The organism is Saprospira grandis str. Lewin, assembly GCF_000250635.1.
Taxonomy (GTDB): Bacteria; Bacteroidota; Bacteroidia; order Chitinophagales; family Saprospiraceae; genus Saprospira; species Saprospira grandis.
Genome location: NC_016940.1, coordinates 288,988 through 308,168, shown reverse-complemented (window position 1 = coordinate 308,168; position 19,181 = coordinate 288,988). Strand labels below are relative to the sequence as shown.

Sequence of the window (19,181 nt, the reverse complement as noted above, 5' to 3'; positions counted from 1 at the left end):
AACGATGCCCGGAGCTAATTTGCATTTGCAAAACAGCTCTGAACGATGCCCGGAGCTAATTTGCATTTGCAAAACAGCTCTGAACGATGCCCGGAGCTAATCTGCATTTGCAAAACAGCTCTGAACGATGCCCGGAGCTAATTTGCATTTGCAAAACAGCTCTGAACGATGCCCGGAGCTAATCTGCAGTTTACAAACTCCTCCGGGCGTATCTAAAATGCGCTATCTTTTTTTTCTGGACCGACCCTACTACAGTTTAACAATAGGCGATTAGAATCGAAATATGGAAGGCAGTTGTATTTTTGGGCCAAATATCCTGCAGCCTAAAGGCCTGCTGGGCCGAGCTGTAGGTTTCAACCTACAGCCAATTAACGAATGCAATTTAATATAGTATGCAGGGTTAAAACCCTGCATAAACAAACATCTTCTAGGCTGACTAAATCATAAATGAAGCAGTTCTGAGGGCCGTTCAAAGCGGTAGAGGATTTTAATCCTCTCCGCACTATAGATGTAGCATATAATTGTTGTATGGCTGTAGGTTTCAACCTACAGGCTTCATTGGAGATGGGCGAAGTTATTCGGTTTTCAGGTCCTGTGGCTTTTAAGCTGCAGGCCATGGGAAGCTAAAGCGCTAGCGTATTGGGTATGTATATGGCTGCGGCTTTCAAGCTGCAGCTATGGCCGAAGGCCAAACGGCCTAGCGATGTGCAGCAGTGGCCCGCAGGGGCAGACCGAGCAGGCTTTGCCTGCGAAGGGCCGAGCGAACAGCGAGCTGCGCAACGTAGCGCCGCAAGGCGAAGCCGCAGCGGAGGCCCAAAAAACAGCAATAAAAAACAGCGGCAGAAATAGGTGGATAAATACTATAGATATTTGTACTTTTGCGGGTCAATGATTTAACGACCAAGCTGGACTTTCTCAAAGCGTATTTAATGGTATTTGCTAGCCTCATCTTCTTAACGGTCTTTCTGCCCCTGCATTTAGTGCTCTACTATGCGGTAGACAACAAGACCTATCGTAATATTCTGCTGACTTTATTCTCTTTGGCTTTTTATGCTTGGGGGGAGCCTGTCTGGATCATCTTGCTGATTATTTCAGCCTTGGTGGACTATGGCAATGGGCGTTGGATTGAGCATTTTAGGGGGACGGCCCATGCCAAATGGGGGTTGATTTCTTCTTTGTTGGTCAATTTGGGTTTGCTAGCCACCTTTAAGTACAATGTTTTCCTTTATGAAAACTTCAATGCCTTGTTTGGGACCGCCTTTGAGCCGACCAAATATGCCTTGCCCATTGGAATTTCCTTTTATAGTTTTCAGACCATTTCTTATACCGTAGATGTGTATAGAGGGCAGGTCAAGGCGCAAAAAAGTTTTCTGCGTTTTCTGATGTTTGTCAGTTTGTTTCATCAGTTGGTGGCTGGTCCGATTGTTCGTTATTCGGATATTGAGGACAACATTAACAACCGAAAAGAAACGGCCTATGATATTAGTCAGGGCATCTTGCGATTTTGCATTGGGTTGTTTAAGAAAGTCTTCATTGCCAATGTGGCGGGTGGTTTGGCTGTTTTGTATTTGGGCGAGCCGGGCAATCCATTAGATTTGAGTACCATTACCGTTGCCGAGGCCTGGTTTGGGATTTTCATGTTTGCTTTGCAGATCTACTATGACTTCTCGGGTTATTCCGATATGGCGATTGGTTTGGGGAGAATGTTTGGCTTTCACTATTACGAGAACTTCAACTATCCATATATAGCGAAGAGCACCGCAGACTTCTGGCGGCGTTGGCATATGTCATTGGGGAGTTTTTTCAAGGACTATATATATATACCCTTGGGGGGAAACCGCAAGGGGAAGCTAAGGGGCTACCTCAACCTTTTCATCGTTTGGTTTTTGACGGGCCTTTGGCATGGCGCAAGTTGGAACTTTGTCTTTTGGGGCTTATATTTTGGTGTGTTGATCTTATTGGAGCGTTTGATTTTGAATAAAATCTTTAAGCGTTTGCCGGCTATTTTCAGTCATGCTTATTTATTGATAGCGGTCATGTTTAGCTGGGTGCTCTTTTACTTTGAGGACAGCAATCAGTTATTCCAATTCTTTGAAATTATGGTAGGCGCCAGTGAAAATTCGCTTTGGAACTTTAAGCTGGGCCTTGTCTTGAAAGAGCATGCCTATTGGTTGGCTTTGGCGGTACTGCTTTGCTTGCCCATTTATCCGCCATTTGGGAGATGGTTTGAGAACAAGCTGCGTTTTCAGTCGGGTTTGCTTTATTGGTGGTCCTTGGGAATTATCCAGTTAATTTTGCTTCTTGTATCTATGGCCCTTTTGGTTGGCGATTCCTTCAATCCCTTCATTTATTATCGTTTCTAGCTTATGAACACCCCTTATCCATATCGTTTGAATGCTATTTTATTTATGATCCCCTTGGGGGTTTTAGGCATTTTGTTTTTTGTTTTGCCCAAGCAGCAAGTTTCTGAAATTGAGAAGCGGGAGCTGGCGCCTATGCCGTCTTTTTCTGCCGAAAAATTATTTGCGGGGGGCTACACCGACAGTTTGGACCTTCATTTCTCTGATAATTTTCCTTTTCGGGAGCGTTGGGTGGCTGTTGCAAAGTTTATTGAAAACCACCGAGGCTTTGCGAATGAAGATGTAAAGTTTTATGCCGAGGGAGTAGATATGGATGCGGGTATAGATGCCATTGCTGCGGCCAACGATAGCCTACAAGGCGATAGTTTACAGCTAGTTGGGGGCGATTCTTTGGCCCAAGACAGCAGTGCCAATAATCTATTTGAAAATGAGGGCTTCGCCTCTGATGTACAGCGCCTTAGCCGAGGTCTACTTATCTATGAAGGCATGGCGATACAGATGTTTGGCGGTAGCCGAAACACCGCTAAGCTTTGGGCCAGAGTCGTGAACGAATACCAAAAGAAGTTGGCACCCAAAGGGATCCAATTGCATTGTGGGGTTACGCCCACGCATGGCGAATTTTACCTGCCTTCAGAATACATAGAGGAGGCGGTTTCAGAGCGCAAAAACATTGATACCATCTATCATTATTTGGACTCTGCCGTGCATGCCTTTGATGTGACCACCGAGCTCTTTAAGCATAAAGACGAATATTTGTTTTTTAATACGGACCATCACTGGACGGGCAGAGGGGCCTATTATGCCTACAAAGCCTTTTGTGATGAAGCTGGCCTGAAAGCGATTCCGATTGAGGAAATGGAACAGGGGACCATCCCCAACTTTTTGGGTTCGCTCTACCTCAAAACTAGAGATAAACGCCTCAAGGAAAAAGGCGATTCGGTAGAGTACTTTAAAATCCCTTTCCGCCACAAAACTTATCGTTTGGTGGGGGCCGATTATAGCCGTTTGGCGGGCAGCCGTCTGTATATTGAAAATGCCAAAGGTGGGGCTGCTTATGGGGTGTTCTTGGGGGGAGATTATCCCGCTATCTGCGTATTTAGCGAGCAGGATACCTCCAATCATCGCCGTGCTTTGGTGGTTAAAAACTCTTATGGGAATCCATTTGCCACTTATATTCCCTCACATTTTGAGCGGACCTATGTGATCGATTACCGCTATTTTAAGGGAAATTTGATGGACTTTATGGAAAAGAACAAGGTAACCGACCTGATCCTTTTTCACAATAGTTTTTCGGCCAATACGCCTTCACATGTCAAAATGATTAAGCGTTTATTGACGCAGGGGGGCGTTTGTGCGCCTCATGCAGTGCCCGCCCGCAAAAAAATGTTTCCGATGGGCGATTTCCTTTCGCGTCATTTGGGTAAGGCAGAAAAATACAATGAGCTCTACCTGAAAAAGCAAAAAGAATTGGCAGAGCAAGCCGCCAAAGCCGCCAAGGAAGAATGGGACAGTTTGCCCCAGAATTAGAAACTCAGCGCACTGTTTAATTGTTTTGATTTGGGGCTTCCCCTCGCTCCGCTCGGGTCGCTATGTTGCGGGGCTCGCAGGTCTGCTCGGCCGTTCGCTTTTTTTCGCTTTGCTCAAAAAAGCTCCGTCTGGCCTTCGGCCACCCCTTCACAGCGCTAAGCCGAAGCGCATGCTTTGCGCTTGCTTTTCGAGCTTAAAAAATAACTGCTCAACCGCCTAAAATAGAAGAATTCATGTTTGGACGAATTAGTTTTTTTGCCGTACTCCTCCTCATTTTTGCCCAGCAGGCCTGTCAGGCACAGCCCGAAGCTGTAAAATTTACGCCGACCACAAAGGTGGATCTGTCTGAATACCCTTGGATGCATCCCGAGCTCAATATGCTGCAGTTTTATAACCGCGAAGCCTTAGAGACCTTGCGCCAGAAGTGGAAACGGACCGATAAGGAGAAATTGACTGTCATTCATTTTGGCGACTCTCATTGTCAGAATGATGCCTTGCCTGGCCAAATCCGAAAGCGGATGCAGGAAGTACATGGAGCAACGGGCCGTGGGTTGATGTTTCCCACTTCTACCGCCAGAACTTACTCCTCTATAGAGTATAAAACCAAGCATACGGGAAAATGGATTGCGGAGCGTAGCTTTCGCATGCGCCTCAAATTGCCTTTGGGGATTCGGGGCATGAGTTGCCGAACCGAACAGGCCAACAGCAGCCTAGTCTTTGAGTTTAAAAAGCCAGTACCCAAAAACTACCGCCAGCTAAAAATCTTTTGCAAGCGAGATATTCGCAGCTTTGATATTGTGGTAGAAACCAGCGGTAAGAGAATTCCCGTCATTGTGGATGCGTCTAGCCGTAAGCCTTACATTGAGGTAGAACTGCCTGCTATTACGGACCAAAAGTTAACCCTACATATTGTTCGCCGCAATAAATATGAGTCGGAGTTTGAGTTTTATGGCATGAGCCTAGAGGATGAAGCCGATAAGGGCGCCGTGGTCCATAATGCTGGAGTAGGAGCGGCCAAGTACAATTCTTTGCTCAATCAGATATTGCTCTGGGAGCAATTGCCCCATCTACAGCCCGATGTAGCGATTATTGATTTTGGGACCAATGATTATCTATATTATGATAAGATTGAGCCCGAGCTAGAAAGCGAAATCAAAACCATCATTGATAAGATGCGCAAGGCGGTGCCCGATATCTGTATTATTCTGACCAGTACGCAAGACCTTTTCTGGAAGAAAAAGAACTGTATGTCTGGAGAGCCTTTCTCGGATATGATGCACAAAATTGCCTATGATAAAAAATGTGCGCTCTTTGATTGGTACTGGATTTCTGGTGGCCAACGCAAAATGTTAGATTGGACCAAAAGCCGCTTGGCCCAGCCAGATATGGTCCACCTAACCGTAAAAGGCTACCGCCTAAAAGGAGACCTCTTCTTTGAGGCCCTACAAAATAGTTTGGCTTGGTTGGATGAAAACCCCAAGGAAAATGAGTTCTTCTTCCGCATCGATAAACTTAAGGAAGAACAGGCCGTCTTAAGAAATGGAGGAAAGCCCAAGTCGGAGTCTATGAGCCAGAAAACGACAAAAAGTAATCAAAAGCCTGCGGCAGCTACTGGCAATTACCGCACACATATCGTTAAGAGTGGAGAGTCCTTGTATTCCATTAGCTTAAAATACAATGTGAGCATTCAGGAATTGAAAAGATGGAACAACAAAAGCAAGAACACCATCTATAAGGGCGATCGTCTTAAAATTTATAAATAACTTGGCCTTTAGGCCCAAAAACTAACAAGATGAAAAGATTTGCATTTTATTTCCTTGGCCTTTTTCTAAGCTTGGGCCTTTTGTCTTCTTGTGAAGAAGCCGAAAAATTGACACAGTTTAATATTGACTACAATACTACTGTTACTATTCCTTCTACCTTTGGGGTGCAAGTTCCTTTTGATGTGTCTACTCCTGCTATTAACACTAGCTCGACTTCTACCTTTGAGTCGAATGACACCCGTAAGGACCTGATTGAAGAAATTCAATTGACAGAAATGACCTTGACGATTAACAGTCCTTCTGGGGCCGATTTCTCTTTTCTAGAGTCTATTGAGGTCTTTATTTCTGCCGATAGCTTGGATGAAGTACGGATTGCCTACCAAGATTCTGTAGATGTAGCGGCTGGAGAGTCATTGAGTTTGACCACCACCGGCGTAGATCTTCAAGAGTACATCAAGGCCGATGAATTTAGCCTAAGAATCAATGCCGTAACCGATGAGGCGATTAGCCAAGACCATGAGCTAAATATCTACACTAAGTTTTTTGTAGATGCCGAGATCTTTGGTATTTAGGCGGATGAGCTGAATGGCGCCAAGCGAAACTTGCTGAATAGCAAGTTTCGCTTTTTTTTTGGCCCAGCGCTGCGCAGTGGTGGCCGTAGGCCAGACCCAGTTTTTGAGCGCAGCGAAAAAACGCAGGGCCGAGCGAATAGCGAGCCGCGAAGCATAGCGGCGGCCGACCGAAGCCGAAGGCTGAGTTGGCCGCGGGCCCCAAAAGCTCCTCTAGATAAAAATCTTCTGGAAAAATGTTTATCTTTTCGGCAAATCGAAGAAAATGATCAAAGCAGTAAATATTCGTAAATCTTATCAGCAATTGCAGGTGCTCAAGGGCGTAAGTTTAGAGATTGCCAAGGGCGAGCTGGTGAGTATTGTTGGAAAATCGGGGGCGGGTAAAAGTACGCTGCTGCATATTATGGGCACTTTGGACCAAGCCGATGAGGGGGAGCTCTGGATTGATGGGCAGAATTGTGGGGAGATGAAGAAAAAGGCGCTTTCTCGCTTTCGGAATGAGCAAATTGGTTTTGTTTTTCAGTTTCATCATCTTTTGCCAGAATTTACGGCTCTAGAAAATGTTTGCATGCCGGCTTTTATTAAGAAAACGCCAGAAAAACAGGCGCATAAAAAGGCCAAAGAACTGCTAGATTATTTGGGCTTGGCAGATCGTATGGACCATAAACCCCAACAGTTGTCGGGCGGAGAGCAACAACGAGTGGCGGTGGCCAGAGCCTTGATTAACTCGCCGGCGGTAGTCTTTGCCGATGAACCTTCGGGGAATTTGGACAGTCAAAACTCGGAAGAATTGCATCAGCTCTTTTTTAACCTGCGTAAAGATTTTGAACAAACTTTTGTCATTGTGACGCATAATATGGAGCTGGCCAAAATGAGTGACCGCTGCTTGCGGATGCAAGACGGATTGATTGTAGAAGAACTCTCTTAACCCTAATCCTATGGCAAATCCCTTTGAAGAAATCCCTGAATTGGCCGAGGCGCAGAAAAAAATGGCCCAAAAAGTAGCGCGTACTGCTTATTCTCCCCAAAAGGGAGATTTGATTTTTAGTTTAGACATACAGTATGTAGAAGAGGATGCTTTTGTGGCCATAGATGTTTTGCGTTGGCAAGAAGGAGCCGAAAAAGTATATTTATCGCTACAAAAGGCGGGCATGGAATATCGGCCTCGTTATTTTTCTTTTCGGGAAGGACCGCCCTTATTAGCGGCTATTTTGGCCTTAGAAGAAAAATTGGGCGAAAAAGCCAGTTGTTTATTGGTCGATGGGCATGGCATTGCGCATCCTCGGCGATTGGGGGTGGCTAGTTGGTTGGGCGTTCAGTTAGATCGGCCTAGCATTGGTATGGCCAAGCGCCCATTATTGGCTGTTGATGATCCGGCAGGAATGGAAAGAGGAAGTGTTTCGCCCATTATGCAAAATGAAGAGCTTTTGGGCTATGCCTTGCGGACGCAGGCGGGCGTCAAGCCTATATATATAAGTATAGGCCATAAAATAGATTTGGAAACGGCTCGAGAAATGGTTTTGCAGTTGGCTGATCAGGGCTATCGGATTCCGGAGCCCATCCGAAGAGCAGATCATGCGGCCCGAGCATTTGCCAAGGGCCAAAGCCATTTAGGGCAAGTTTTTTAGGAGTAAAGTTTGGCCGTCCCTTAAAAAAGTAGCATTTTAGGCGGCGAAAAAAATATCGAGAAGCTATGCAAGATAAACTACAAACGCTGCAAGATAAATTGGCCCAAGCGGCTCAAGGTGGCGGAGAAAAACGAATTGAGAAACAACATGCCAAGGGCAAACTTACGGCCCGTGAACGTATTCATTTTTTCTTGGATCCAGGTTCTTTTGAAGAAATGGGCGCTTTGGTGACCCACCGTTGCAATGACTTTGGAATGGAAAAGCAAAAAATTTATGGCGATGGCGTCGTGACGGGTTATGGAACCGTAGAAGGACGCTTGGTCTATGTTTTTGCTCAAGATTTTACCGTTTTTGGTGGTTCTCTTTCTGAAACTCATGCAGAAAAAATCTGCAAGTTGATGGATATGGCCATAAAAAACGGGGCGCCTTTGGTGGGCCTCAATGATTCTGGTGGAGCGCGCATTCAGGAAGGCGTACAGTCTTTGGGCGGTTATGCCGATATTTTTTATCGCAATACTTTGGCCTCTGGTGTAATTCCACAAATTTCGGCCATTATGGGCCCCTGCGCGGGCGGTGCGGTTTATTCTCCCGCTTTGACCGATTTTATTTATATGGTGGAGCAAAGCTCTTATATGTTCATCACGGGGCCCAATGTGGTAAAAACCGTGACCAATGAAGAAGTAAGTGCTGAAGAATTGGGTGGAGCGATGACGCATGCCGTAAAATCTGGCGTGACGCATTTTACCGCTCAAAATGATATGGATTGTCTGCTTCAGATTAAAAAGTTGCTTTCTTATTTGCCCCAAAACTGCGAAGAAGAAGCAGCCATGCTGCCTTATGAAGCTGGCCAAGAGGAACGTCCCGCACTAAATACAATCGTGCCCGAAAATCCCAATCATCCTTACGATATGCGTGCTTTGATCGAAGAATTGGTAGATGCTGATTCTTTTTATGAGGTCAATAAAGAGTATGCAGAAAATATCGTAGTTGGTTTTGCTCGCCTTGGCGGCAGAAGTATTGGCGTTGTTGCCAATAATCCCATGGTCTTGGCGGGTTGTTTGGATGTCGATTGCTCGAAAAAAGGCGCTCGTTTTGTGCGCACTTGTGATGCCTTTAATATTCCTCTTTTAGTTTTGGAAGATGTTCCTGGCTTTTTGCCCGGCACCGATCAGGAATGGAATGGCATCATTAGCAATGGGGCCAAATTACTTTATGCATTTTGTGAGGCTACCGTTCCTCGCATCACGGTCATCACGCGCAAAGCCTATGGCGGAGCCTATGATGTGATGAACTCTAAACATATTGGCGCCGACTTGAATTTTGCTTGGCCTTCTGCAGAAATTGCGGTGATGGGCGCTAAAGGCGCTTCAGAAATTATTTTCCGCCGAGAAATTATGGAGGCCGATGATAGCGCCGCCAAATTGGCCGAAAAAGAAGCTGAATATGCAGAAAAATTTGCCAATCCTTATCGCGCCGCTGCGCTTTGGGGCTCGCTGTTCGCTCGGCCCTGCGTTTTTTTCGCTGCGCTCAAAAACTTGGTCTGGCCTGCGGCCACCCCGCCGCATCGCTAGGCCGCACAACCTTAGTTTTTTCTCAAGGCTTTTTTCTTTGGCGGTTAAATTCCCCTTTCAAATAGTGACTTTCAATTAGCAAAGAGCAGAAAAATCAATTTGATTTTATCTGTGAGTAAAAACTAATGCCGCCAGAATAACAGCTTGAGACTAGCACAAAAAAAAGTAGCCAAGGATTAAAATCCTCAGCTACGATCAAGATATTTTTTGTTGTCGGCATTTTATTAGACCATCGTTATAATATCTTCTAACTCCAGTCTTGATTTAGGTGTTGTTGCATTGAAATCGCTTGAAGATCTGTACCCTAGAGCAATAACAGCAACAGAAGTATATCCTTTTTCGCGTAAAGAAAACTCTTCATCAAGAGCTTTTAAGTCAATTCCTTCCATAGGAAGGCTGTCAATTTCCATAGCAGCCGCTCCCAATAAAAGATTTCCCATATTCAAATAGACTTGCTTTTCCATCCAATGCTGAAAATCTTTGAAATCATAGCGGTGCAAATCTGCAAAGTATCTTCGCCCGCCATCTACCATATTTTTAATCTCTTCATTCGGGAAGCGCCCATCTTTATCTTCTTGTTCTAGCACTTTAGTCATGAACTGATCATCTGCATCCGTTCTTGAGCAAAAAAGAATTACATGTGAGGCATCCAGGACCTTCTTCTCATTAAATTGAAAAAAGCCTTGCGTTCCTTTAGCAATACGTTTTTTCCCCTCTTCATTATCCGCAATAATAAAATGCCAAGGCTGAATATTTGTGCTTGAAGGACTCATTCTCAGAAGCGCTTTAATCTTTTCAACATCTTCTGCAGAGATTTTTTTCTCAGGATCAAACTCTTTGGTTGAATATCTCCAATTTAATGTCTTAATAATATCCATTAGTCTACTTTTATTTTGTTACGCCAATTTTTGATTGACTTCAATTAGATAATTACTTTCTATCAGGGCTTAACAAGCTTTTTTATACAAAATATATACAGCTCACTAGCTCAATTTTTTATTGGCTAATAGCAGCTATAATTTTTATAGTAACAAATGTAAGTATAGTTTGCTATCTTTGCAATAACGGTCAAAAAGGATAGTATCAAGTTTTTTTAAAAAAAAGAGGCAATATGTATAAAGTGAAAGGCGTGGAATACCCCTGCTGTACAAGTGTTACGATGGGAATTATTGGCGGAAAATGGAAAACGGTTATTCTTGCACATTTAACTATTGATGGGACATTGCGGTATAGCGAATTACGAAAAAAAATGAAAGGAGTAACGGAGCGTACCCTTAGTCTTCAATTAAAAGCTTTGCAAGAAGCCGGAGTGATAAACCGTAAAGTATATACTTCTAAACCACCATTAAAGGTAGAATACTCCTTAACTGAGTTCGGAGAAACTCTTGTCCCGCTCATCAATGCTATCATTGATTGGGGGGAAATGGTAATTGATAATTATTCAGATGAATAGTTTTTTTGGGGCCTCCGCTGCGGCTTCGCCTTGCGGCGCTACGGTCCGCAGCTCGCAGGTCTGCTCGGCCCTGCGCAAAAAAACAAGTTTTTTGCTTGGTCTGCGGCTTCGCCGCACTGCTCCCCATCGCTAGGCCAAAAGGCTCGCTTCGCTCTCCTTTTTTGCACAACCTTAGTTTTTTCTCTGGGCTTTTTTCTTCGGCACTTAAATTCCCCTTTCAAATAGCGGTTTTCAATTAGCAATGGGGTAAAAAAACAAGGATAAAAATTTCTCTTGGAAAAAAACTGGCCTAATGGCGATGAATAATTTTCTACCACAATTTTTTCTGTGACATTTCATGGGCCGATGGTTTTTACCATCGGCTCATTTTTTTGGATGTAGAACGGCCCTCCTTTTTGCTGTGGGTTTTAACCCAGAGGTCTAGAAAACCGTCAAGAAAACACCCCTTTCAATTAGCGGCTTTCAATTAGCAATGGGGTTAAAAAACAAGGACAAAAATTTTTTTTTGGAAAAAACTGCGGTGGTCTGTAGGTTGAAACCTACAGCCAGGCAACAAAAAGGCATTTCATTTTAAATGGAGGTTTAAAAACCTCCATAAAAAAACAGGGATGAAAATTTCTCTTGGGAAAAATCAATGGACCAAAAACCATCATGTTCAAAGCGGCAGAGGATTTTAATCCTCTCCGCACTATAGATGTAGAATGGAATTGTTGTATGGCTGTGGGTTTCAACCCACAGGTTCAAAACAACAACCGCAAAACCGCCGAAGAAAAAGCCCAAAGAAAAAAAATTAGATGAGCGGCCTAGCGATGTGCAGCAGTGGCCGTTAGGCCAGACCCAGCAAAAAACTTGTTTTTTTGCGCAGGGCCGAGCGACCCGACCAACGGGAGCCGACGCAGCGAAGCAAGTAATAGCGAGCTGCGAAACGTAGCGCCGCAAGGCGAAGCCGCAGCGGAGGCCCCAAAAAAAAACAACAGAAAAAATCCTATTTTAAGGGGCCTAAAATGAAATAGATAAAGCATAATGATGTGGAGACAGATTAAGCCATTTTTTAGTTATCATTTTGCTTTGGAATAAATAAAAAATAAAGATGGAAACAGCCTTGAAACTAGCAGAATTAAAAGCAGCCTTTCTAAAAGAATGGCCCTTAGAGCGGCTCGAAAAAATGAGTTTGGAGGAATATAGTAATACGGAGCAAACCTCTTTTTGTTATTGGTTAGAATATAAGACTAGACCTTTGGGCAGTGCTGGAGGAGGCTCTTCTTTTAATCACGGTATTTATAAAATGAAAAGGCCCACAAAGTCGAGCAAAGAGAGCCAAAAAAATGATGGAGAATATGCTTGGCAGGCAAAATATGGAGAAACAGCAGCAGAGGCCTTTAAAAATGTTCGTCAAATTATTTATGCAGCAGCCTTGGCTGGAAAAGAACATCGCTTAGCCGATTTGGCAGATTTAGATTATGGAGAAGCTTTGCGTAGAAAAATTGCTTTCTTATACAGTGATTATAAAGTGGTAAACACCTTCAAACAAGAAGATCTTGTTTTAGCAGCCCAAGCTTTTGGTTATGATGGCGAAGATTTAAGTTATAGTAGTTTAAATAATTATTTGTTGGCTCAGAAAGGGGAGCAAGATTTTTTTGCTTTTGGCGAAACGCTCTGGGATTGGAAAACTAAAAATCCAAATCCTTATCCTAAGGCAAACATAGAAGCCGAAAATCGATTGATTAAAATGCTTCGAAAAATTAGTAGGGCAGAGGCCAGTTTGCTTTTTAATTTGATGGAGCAAGTAATTGAAAAATTAAATATAGATCGGAACGACCCTAGAGTGATGTACTCTTTGCCTAAAAGTGAGCCTGTATTAGCATTGATTATTGGGCAAAGACAAGTACTTATATATAAGTATGAAAAAGGGGCTAAAATCTATCAACATATTGATACGAGAAACTTTATGGAAAACTGGCTACATCCTGTAGCAAATATAGAAGAACTTCAAGCACAACTGCCCGTAATTATCGCTTCTTCAGCTAAGGAGTTAGAGCGAACAAAGAAAACAAGTTTTGCAAAATATAATGTAGCGGAGTTAGAGGAAGCAGTATATAATGCGGCCTATAAAGAATATATATTTGATTTGGCTTATGCTACAGAGGAAGAAAATTCTAAACAGCTTGAAAAATTGCCTGAACAAAGATCGCACTTCCCCAACAACCAAATTCTTTTTGGCCCTCCCGGCACCGGAAAAACCTACAACAGCATCAATTATGCGCTGGCCATTTTGGCGGGAGTAGATTTGGAGGAGCTAAATGCAATAGAAAAGGAAAATAACTTAGAAAAAGCCCAGCAGATTTTTTCTGAGCTTGATTTAGAAGGCCCTTTTACTACTGGTCGAGAAATTTTGCGGGCTGCTTATGCGCAGTACAAAAAGTTGGGACAAATTCAGTTCACTACTTTTCATCAAAGTATGAGCTATGAAGATTTTGTAGAGGGGATCAAGCCTGTATTGGAAGAAGAAAGTGAGGGAAATTTATCCTATGAAATTAAGGCGGGTATTTTTAAGCAGTTGGCCCAACTTGCAGCACAAAATTACTTGGGCGAAAATCGTCTGCATGCCGAAAGTAGTTTTGATGCTGCCTTTGCAAAATTTTTGGCGGCTTGGGAGGCCGATCCAAATATGGCCTTTTCTTTACGTCGAGCAAATTCAGAATTTCAAATTTATGCAATAGATCAAGAAAGGGGGCGGATTCATTTTGAAAAAGCTAGTGGTAGCCGAACACACTATTTGAGGATAGCCACGCTAAAAGAAATATTTACCAGCCAGCGAGACTTTAATTTAAAAGAAGGATTGGGGATTTATTATCAATCCATTTTGAATGCCTTAGAGCAATATGCTACGGATTCAAAAATAGAGGCGCCCAAAAACTACGTCCTCATCATTGATGAGATTAACCGCGGAAATATTTCAGAAATTCTGGGCGAACTCATCACTTTATTGGAAGAAGATAAACGTTTGGGCCAAAAAGAAAGCCTAGAAATTGTCTTGCCCTATAGCAAAGACGAATTTTCGGTGCCACCCAATTTATATATTATTGGAACGATGAACAGGGCGGACCGCTCCGTAGAAGCTTTGGATGCCGCTTTGCGCAGAAGATTTAGTTTTGTAGAAATGCCGCCTCGTCCAGAATTGCTTGAAAATACTTTGGTTTATGGCTATGCGATGGAAAAATTGCTATGGACCATCAACCAACGGATAGAGCGGCTACTGTCTAAAGATCATTTGATTGGCCACAGTTATTTTTTGCCCATAAAAAATGCGGAAGCGCCAGAAAAAGAGTTGGCACTGGTCGTGCAGCATAAAATTCTTCCACTTTTGCAGGAGTATTTTTATGGCGACTTTGGAAAAATTGGGTTGGTTTTGGGCCAGGGATTTGTCCGCAAAGAAGAAGAAACCCAAATTTTTGCCGCTATGGATTATGAGCCCTTGATGGAAGAGGAGCGTTTTCAGTTGATCCCTTGGGCCGAAGTAGATTTGGAAATGGCTTTGGCGCAGCTTGGGCTAGAAAAAGAAGCATAAAATAAGGCCTTATGAACAAGCAATTTACTGTTTATGAGCATGAAAAATTGTATTTGGGTGAAAATGGCTTGACGAAAAAGCAGTTGGAGCAACTACAAGTTTTTCATGAGCGGGGCGGTCATCCTTATTTTTCTTTGGGCCATAAATATGTCAAGTTTTGCGAGCAGGTAGGTGTTTTGCAACTGGCTGATTTTAGCATCGAAATTTTGCCCAAGGCCGATAAATCAGCGGATAAAAATCACTGGCGAAAAATGTTGATTGATATTTTGCGTGCTGTGGATAGTTTGCCCATTCAAACGCCCAGCAGCAGCCAGTTGAAACTCAAACCCAATGCAATTTTATCGCTTTACTTTGATTTATATATCAAAGAGTTGCAGTATTTATTGCATAGAGGATTGATTAAGCGCTACAAAAAAGTGGAGCGAAATCAAACGGCATTAAAAGGGAAGTTAATTTTTGCCAAGCAGCTTCAAAAAAATATTTGTCAGCAGCAGCGTTTTTACGTTCGCCACAGTCAATATAATAAGGAGCATTTTATTCATCAGATTTTGTACAAAGCCTTGATTTTATTGAGTAAAGTTAATCGAGAGGCAAATTTGAAGAGTAAAATTGGCTCGCTATTGCTTGATTTTCCGCCCATGCCCGATCTTTTTATTTCGGAGGCCAGTTTTCAAAAAATTTCTTTTCATCGCAACAATGAGCATTATCGGCGGGCGCTGGCCATTGCGCGGCTATTATTATTGCACTATCATCCAGATTTGCAGCGGGGACAGCAAGAAGTTTTGGCCCTGATGTTTGATATGAATGCTCTTTGGGAGCGCTTTATTTTTAAGAGTTTAAAAAAACAGTTGGGTCCTACTGATCGCATTTGGGCCGAGCCGCGAAAAAAGTTTTGGCAATTTTCGGATCAAAATTCATCCGTTTACATGAAGCCCGACATTATTTTGCAGCTCAACAACAAAAAGTATGTGTTAGACTGCAAATGGAAGCGATTGGAGCAATCCAAACCTTCTCCGCATGATTTGCGGCAACTTTATGTCTATCTAGATTATTATGAGGGCCAAAAAGCGGCTTTAATTCACCCCAATGGAGTTTCTAAAGCAGGTTTTTTTCAGTCACAGAAAAAATCGGCTGCAAAAGACTGTAGTATTTTAGGCGTTTCTATTCCCCACGATAAAAATATAAGGGCTTGGCAGCAAGAAATATTTAGGCAGGTGAAAAACTGGGCGGAGGAATAATTCTTTGATTTTTTGGGGCCTGCGCTGCGGCTACGCCTTGCGCCGCTGCGGTCCGCAGCTCGCAGGTCTGCTCGGCCCTGCGCAAAAAAACAAGTTTTTTGCTTGGTCTGCGGCTTCGCCGCACTGCTCCCCATCGCTAGGCCAAAAGGCTCGCTTCGCTCTCCTTTTTTGCACAACTTTAGTTTTTTCTCTGGGCTTTTTTCTTCGGCGGTTAAATTCCCCTTTCAAATAGCGGCTTTCAAATAAGCTCAAGCCTAAAAACAACAAAATTTTTCTTCGGCGGAAAAACTGCTGAGGTCTGTAGGTTGAAACCTACAGCCAGGCAACAAAAAGGCATTTCATTTTAAATGGAGGTTTAAAAACCTCCATAAAAAAACAAGGAGGAAAATTTCTCTCGGCAAAAAATCAATGGACCAAAAATCATCATGTTCAAAGCGGCAGAGGATTTTAATCCTCTCCGCACTATAGATGTAGAATGGAATTGTTGTATGGCTGTGGGTTTCAACCCACAGATTCAAAAAAAACATCCCCCAAAAAATCCCCTCGAATGAGGGGATGACAATTTTTTCAATAGCCTAGGGCCTTGGCCCTAGGGTTCCTATGAAATTTATGGGGTAGAAATAATAGCAATTGTTTTTACCCCTGAATTTTTTTGTGGAGTTATTTTATGGCCATGGGCTGGAAAATGGAAAACATTTTTGTTGCAAGAAAAACAACAACAGCCGCAAAACCGCCGAAGAAAAAAGCCCAAAGAAAAAAATTAGACGAGCGGCTGAGGGATAGATAGCAGTGGCCGAAGGCCAGACCCAGTTTTTTTGAGCGCAGCGAAAAAAAACGCAGGGCCGAGCGAACAGCGAGCTGCGCCATAGCCCGACCCAAGCGAAGCGCAGGGGCAGCCCCAAAAAAAGAAATCCTAAAAAAGGGCCGTGATTTGCCAAATTGTTTATTCTCGCTTAGTTTGGGGAAACGTTTAAAAAAAGAACTCATGAAAGAACAAAAATTAACAATTGTCGCTCAACTAGAAGTGAAAGCTGAAAAAGTTGAATTTATTAAGGAAGAATTATTTAAATTGGTAAATGCCACTCGATTGGAGGAAGGTTGTATCACCTATGACTTAAATCAGGACCTTAAAGATCCGAATTCATTTTTAATTTATGAGCTTTGGGAAAGTCGCGCGCTTTGGGAGCAGCATATGCAAAGCGAACATTTGTTGGCCTATCGAGAAGCTGCTGCGGATGCGCTTGTTCAGTTTTCTGTGCAAGAAATGCAGGGCTTAGAACCATAAACAACAGTAAATGCACAGCCTTTATTTAAGTAAACGCAAAGACAAAATTATTTTGGCCAGCAAACCTTTTGCGGCTGGGGGAGAAGGGCAGTTGTTTAAAATTAGAACGCCAAAAAACTATCAAGATCGGGTAGCAAAAATTTATCATCCGCATAAATTGACGGAAGAAAAAATAGCCAAGATCAGGCTTTTATTAAAAGATCCCTTGGCGCATTATCGGCCAGAGGAGCAGCCGAGTTTTGTTTGGCCCGAAGATATTATAGAAAATGAGCGGGGCGAGGCCATTGGTTTTATTATGCGAATGGTCAGTGGAAAAAAGCTAGAGCTCTTTTGTTTGCCCACTTTGCCCAAAAAAATGCGTGAAGAATGGGGCCGTTTTGCTTTATCGGCTAAAATGGGCCGAGAATTTCGCTTGCGCATTGCCTTTAACCTAGCCAATGCGCTTTATCGTTTGCAGCAATCGGAAAAATATGTTTTGGTCGATTTTAAGCCCGAAAATGTCTTGTTGCAAACCGATGGGCAAATTTCTATTGTGGATGTAGACTCGCTGCAAATTTTGGAAAATGGAAAATTGCGCTTTAAAGCGGCGGTAACTACGCCAGAATATGCCGCAGCAGAATATTATCGGCGACCAAGAAGTAATTATTTTTCTCCCAGCTGGGATAATTTTGCCTTGGCCGTTATTATTTACAAATTATTATTGGGCATTCATCCTTTTGCGGCCTCGGCCAAGGGGAAATGGGAAAACCTAGCGAGTTTGCATCAAAAAATTGAGGCCGGCTTATTTGTTCATCATCCCAAGGCGGATCAACTTTTTTCATCTGTTCCGCCACCGCATCAAAATTATCATAGCTTTTCGGCAGAGTTTCGAAATTTGTTTCAGTTAGCTTTTGTAGAGGGACATAAATCGCCCGAACTTCGCCCTAATGCAGAGAAATGGTGTTGGATGATCTTGCAAGAAATGCAAGATGGAAAATTGCGGACTGCTTTTGAGAAAAAAATGAGCGCGCAGACTTTTGCCGCCTATCGCTTGCCCGCTTTAGAAAGTATTTTGCCCAATTTAAATCAGTATGCAAGCGGAGAGTTGTCTTTATCGCCGACTTTGCGCATGGCTATAGATTGGAAAACGCCCATTCATTTTAAGCAGTTTTTGGAGGCCGATCCAGCAAAGAAGTACTCTGCTGTTAGTGAAGTTTGGCTGTTGAATATTTTGATTGGTCTATTTATTACCTTTTCTCTCCGCATGTTGTTGATTTTCGTCAGTTCTTCTTTTGCCAGTTGGTTAGAAGAGATGGGGCAAAATCGGCTTGCTTTTTTGATCTTCTTATTTTTTGTGGCCTGGTCCATTATTTCTCTGTTTATTGGGCTGCTATTTGGGGGGGCTTATCCGCGTCAAAAATTACAAAATAGCATACACGATCTTATTCAAAGTTTGGAGCATCGAGAAAAACAAATGCTTAGAGAGCAGGAGGTTTTGCAAGAAAATATTAAAAAAAGCATGCAAAAGCATCGGCTAAGTTGGCAAAAGAAGTTTGGAGTGGCTCTATTGGATTGGGAAGCAAAGGAAGAGGCCTTAGCTGCAACTTATCAAGAACTACTGACCGCAGAAAAGGAGTTTGAAACTGCGGCTAAAAAAGAAGTGGTCCATTTAATTCAGGCGGTGCATCCGGCCTTGCAAAATGTTCGGACTCTTTGGCGGGCGGAAGAAATTTTGGATAAAATAGAACAGCAGGCTGTTTTGGCCCAAAAAAATAATCCAGAGGAAAAAGGACGCATTAAAAAACAGTTTGCTGCTTATCGAGCGGCTTTAAAAAAGGTTAATCTCAAGCTGCAAGAAAAAATGAAGGCCTATAAATTATCGCAAGAAGAGCGTTATCAGGAATTTCGCGATCGGATGCAGCTTGAATATGAGAAAGAAGAGCAAAAAATGAAAGCCCTTTATAGAGAGACTTATGCCAACATTTGGAAAGAAGAGGAGCGTTTTCATCGAAAAAGTTTAGCCTTATGGTCGCCAGCAGCCTTAGAAGAAATTGATTCGGATATTGTTAAGGCCAAAAAACTAAAGGATAAATTGACAAGATGGTAGTGATCTCTGTTTTTTGGGGCCTGCGCTGCGGCTTCGCCTTGCGCCGCTGCGGTCCGCAGCTCGCAGGTCTGCTCGGCCCTGCGCAAAAAAACAAGTTTTTTGCTTGGTCTGCGGCTTCGCCGCACTGCTCCCC

General features: G+C 43.1%; 15 protein-coding genes. 14 read left to right on the top strand and 1 reads right to left on the bottom strand.

The genetic code is table 11. The features are described 5' to 3' along the window. Window positions 1-929: 929 nt before the first annotated feature. The 7 genes from SGRA_RS01330 (at window position 930) to SGRA_RS01295 (ending at window position 9,418) form a co-directional block, all read left to right on the top strand. Window positions 930-2,363 carry an MBOAT family O-acyltransferase gene (locus SGRA_RS01330; RefSeq protein WP_014373305.1) on the top strand — a complete coding sequence of 478 codons (1,434 nt, stop codon included), beginning with the start codon at window positions 930-932 and terminating at the stop codon, window positions 2,361-2,363. Between the two features lie 3 nt (window positions 2,364-2,366). After that, entirely contained in the window at window positions 2,367-3,887 is a 1,521-nt protein-coding gene (locus SGRA_RS01325) for a DHHW family protein (RefSeq protein ID WP_014373304.1), read from the top strand. Between the two features lie 233 nt (window positions 3,888-4,120). Further along, complete coding sequence (locus SGRA_RS01320; protein ID WP_014373303.1) at window positions 4,121-5,650, top strand: GDSL-type esterase/lipase family protein; 1,530 nt, start codon at window positions 4,121-4,123, stop codon at window positions 5,648-5,650. Between the two features lie 29 nt (window positions 5,651-5,679). Beyond that, window positions 5,680-6,222 (top strand): hypothetical protein, encoded by a 543-nt coding sequence (locus SGRA_RS01315; RefSeq protein WP_014373302.1) that lies wholly within the window; start codon window positions 5,680-5,682, stop codon window positions 6,220-6,222. Between the two features lie 262 nt (window positions 6,223-6,484). Continuing rightward, window positions 6,485-7,147, top strand: a complete 663-nt coding sequence (locus SGRA_RS01305; protein WP_014373300.1) for an ABC transporter ATP-binding protein — start codon at window positions 6,485-6,487, stop codon at window positions 7,145-7,147. A gap of 10 nt (window positions 7,148-7,157) precedes the next feature. Next, on the top strand, window positions 7,158-7,847 hold the full coding sequence (locus SGRA_RS01300) for an endonuclease V (protein WP_014373299.1): 690 nt from the start codon (window positions 7,158-7,160) through the stop codon (window positions 7,845-7,847). Between the two features lie 65 nt (window positions 7,848-7,912). Next, the gene (locus SGRA_RS01295; RefSeq protein ID WP_014373298.1) at window positions 7,913-9,418 is read left to right on the top strand and encodes an acyl-CoA carboxylase subunit beta; all 1,506 of its coding nucleotides are present in this window, start codon (window positions 7,913-7,915) and stop codon (window positions 9,416-9,418) included. 224 nt (window positions 9,419-9,642) lie between these two features. Here the strand turns inward: SGRA_RS01295 and nfsB are convergent, their stop codons facing one another. Continuing rightward, window positions 9,643-10,296: an oxygen-insensitive NAD(P)H nitroreductase gene (gene nfsB, locus SGRA_RS01290; RefSeq protein ID WP_014373297.1), complete on the bottom strand. Its 654-nt coding sequence runs from the start codon at window positions 10,294-10,296 to the stop codon at window positions 9,643-9,645. A 233-nt stretch (window positions 10,297-10,529) separates the two neighbouring features. Here nfsB and SGRA_RS01285 point away from each other — a divergent pair, with 233 nt between their 5' ends. The 7 genes from SGRA_RS01285 to SGRA_RS01255 all read left to right on the top strand — a co-directional run bounded on the left by SGRA_RS01285 (window position 10,530) and on the right by SGRA_RS01255 (window position 19,048). After that, window positions 10,530-10,871 (top strand): winged helix-turn-helix transcriptional regulator, encoded by a 342-nt coding sequence (locus SGRA_RS01285; RefSeq protein ID WP_002656524.1) that lies wholly within the window; start codon window positions 10,530-10,532, stop codon window positions 10,869-10,871. Between the two features lie 651 nt (window positions 10,872-11,522). Beyond that, window positions 11,523-11,669 (top strand): hypothetical protein, encoded by a 147-nt coding sequence (locus tag SGRA_RS23715; RefSeq protein ID WP_014373294.1) that lies wholly within the window; start codon window positions 11,523-11,525, stop codon window positions 11,667-11,669. A 292-nt stretch (window positions 11,670-11,961) separates the two neighbouring features. Continuing rightward, window positions 11,962-14,439, top strand: coding sequence for an McrB family protein (locus SGRA_RS19515; RefSeq protein WP_014373293.1), 2,478 nt, complete (start codon window positions 11,962-11,964; stop codon window positions 14,437-14,439). An 11-nt stretch (window positions 14,440-14,450) separates the two neighbouring features. Continuing rightward, window positions 14,451-15,677: an McrC family protein gene (locus SGRA_RS01275; protein WP_014373292.1), complete on the top strand. Its 1,227-nt coding sequence runs from the start codon at window positions 14,451-14,453 to the stop codon at window positions 15,675-15,677. 425 nt (window positions 15,678-16,102) lie between these two features. Beyond that, entirely contained in the window at window positions 16,103-16,228 is a 126-nt protein-coding gene (locus SGRA_RS24245) for a hypothetical protein (protein WP_014373290.1), read from the top strand. A 434-nt stretch (window positions 16,229-16,662) separates the two neighbouring features. Beyond that, window positions 16,663-16,962, top strand: a complete 300-nt coding sequence (locus SGRA_RS01260) for a putative quinol monooxygenase (RefSeq protein ID WP_014373288.1) — start codon at window positions 16,663-16,665, stop codon at window positions 16,960-16,962. A gap of 10 nt (window positions 16,963-16,972) precedes the next feature. Next, on the top strand, window positions 16,973-19,048 hold the full coding sequence (locus tag SGRA_RS01255; RefSeq protein WP_014373287.1) for a protein kinase domain-containing protein: 2,076 nt from the start codon (window positions 16,973-16,975) through the stop codon (window positions 19,046-19,048). Window positions 19,049-19,181: the final 133 nt, after the last annotated feature.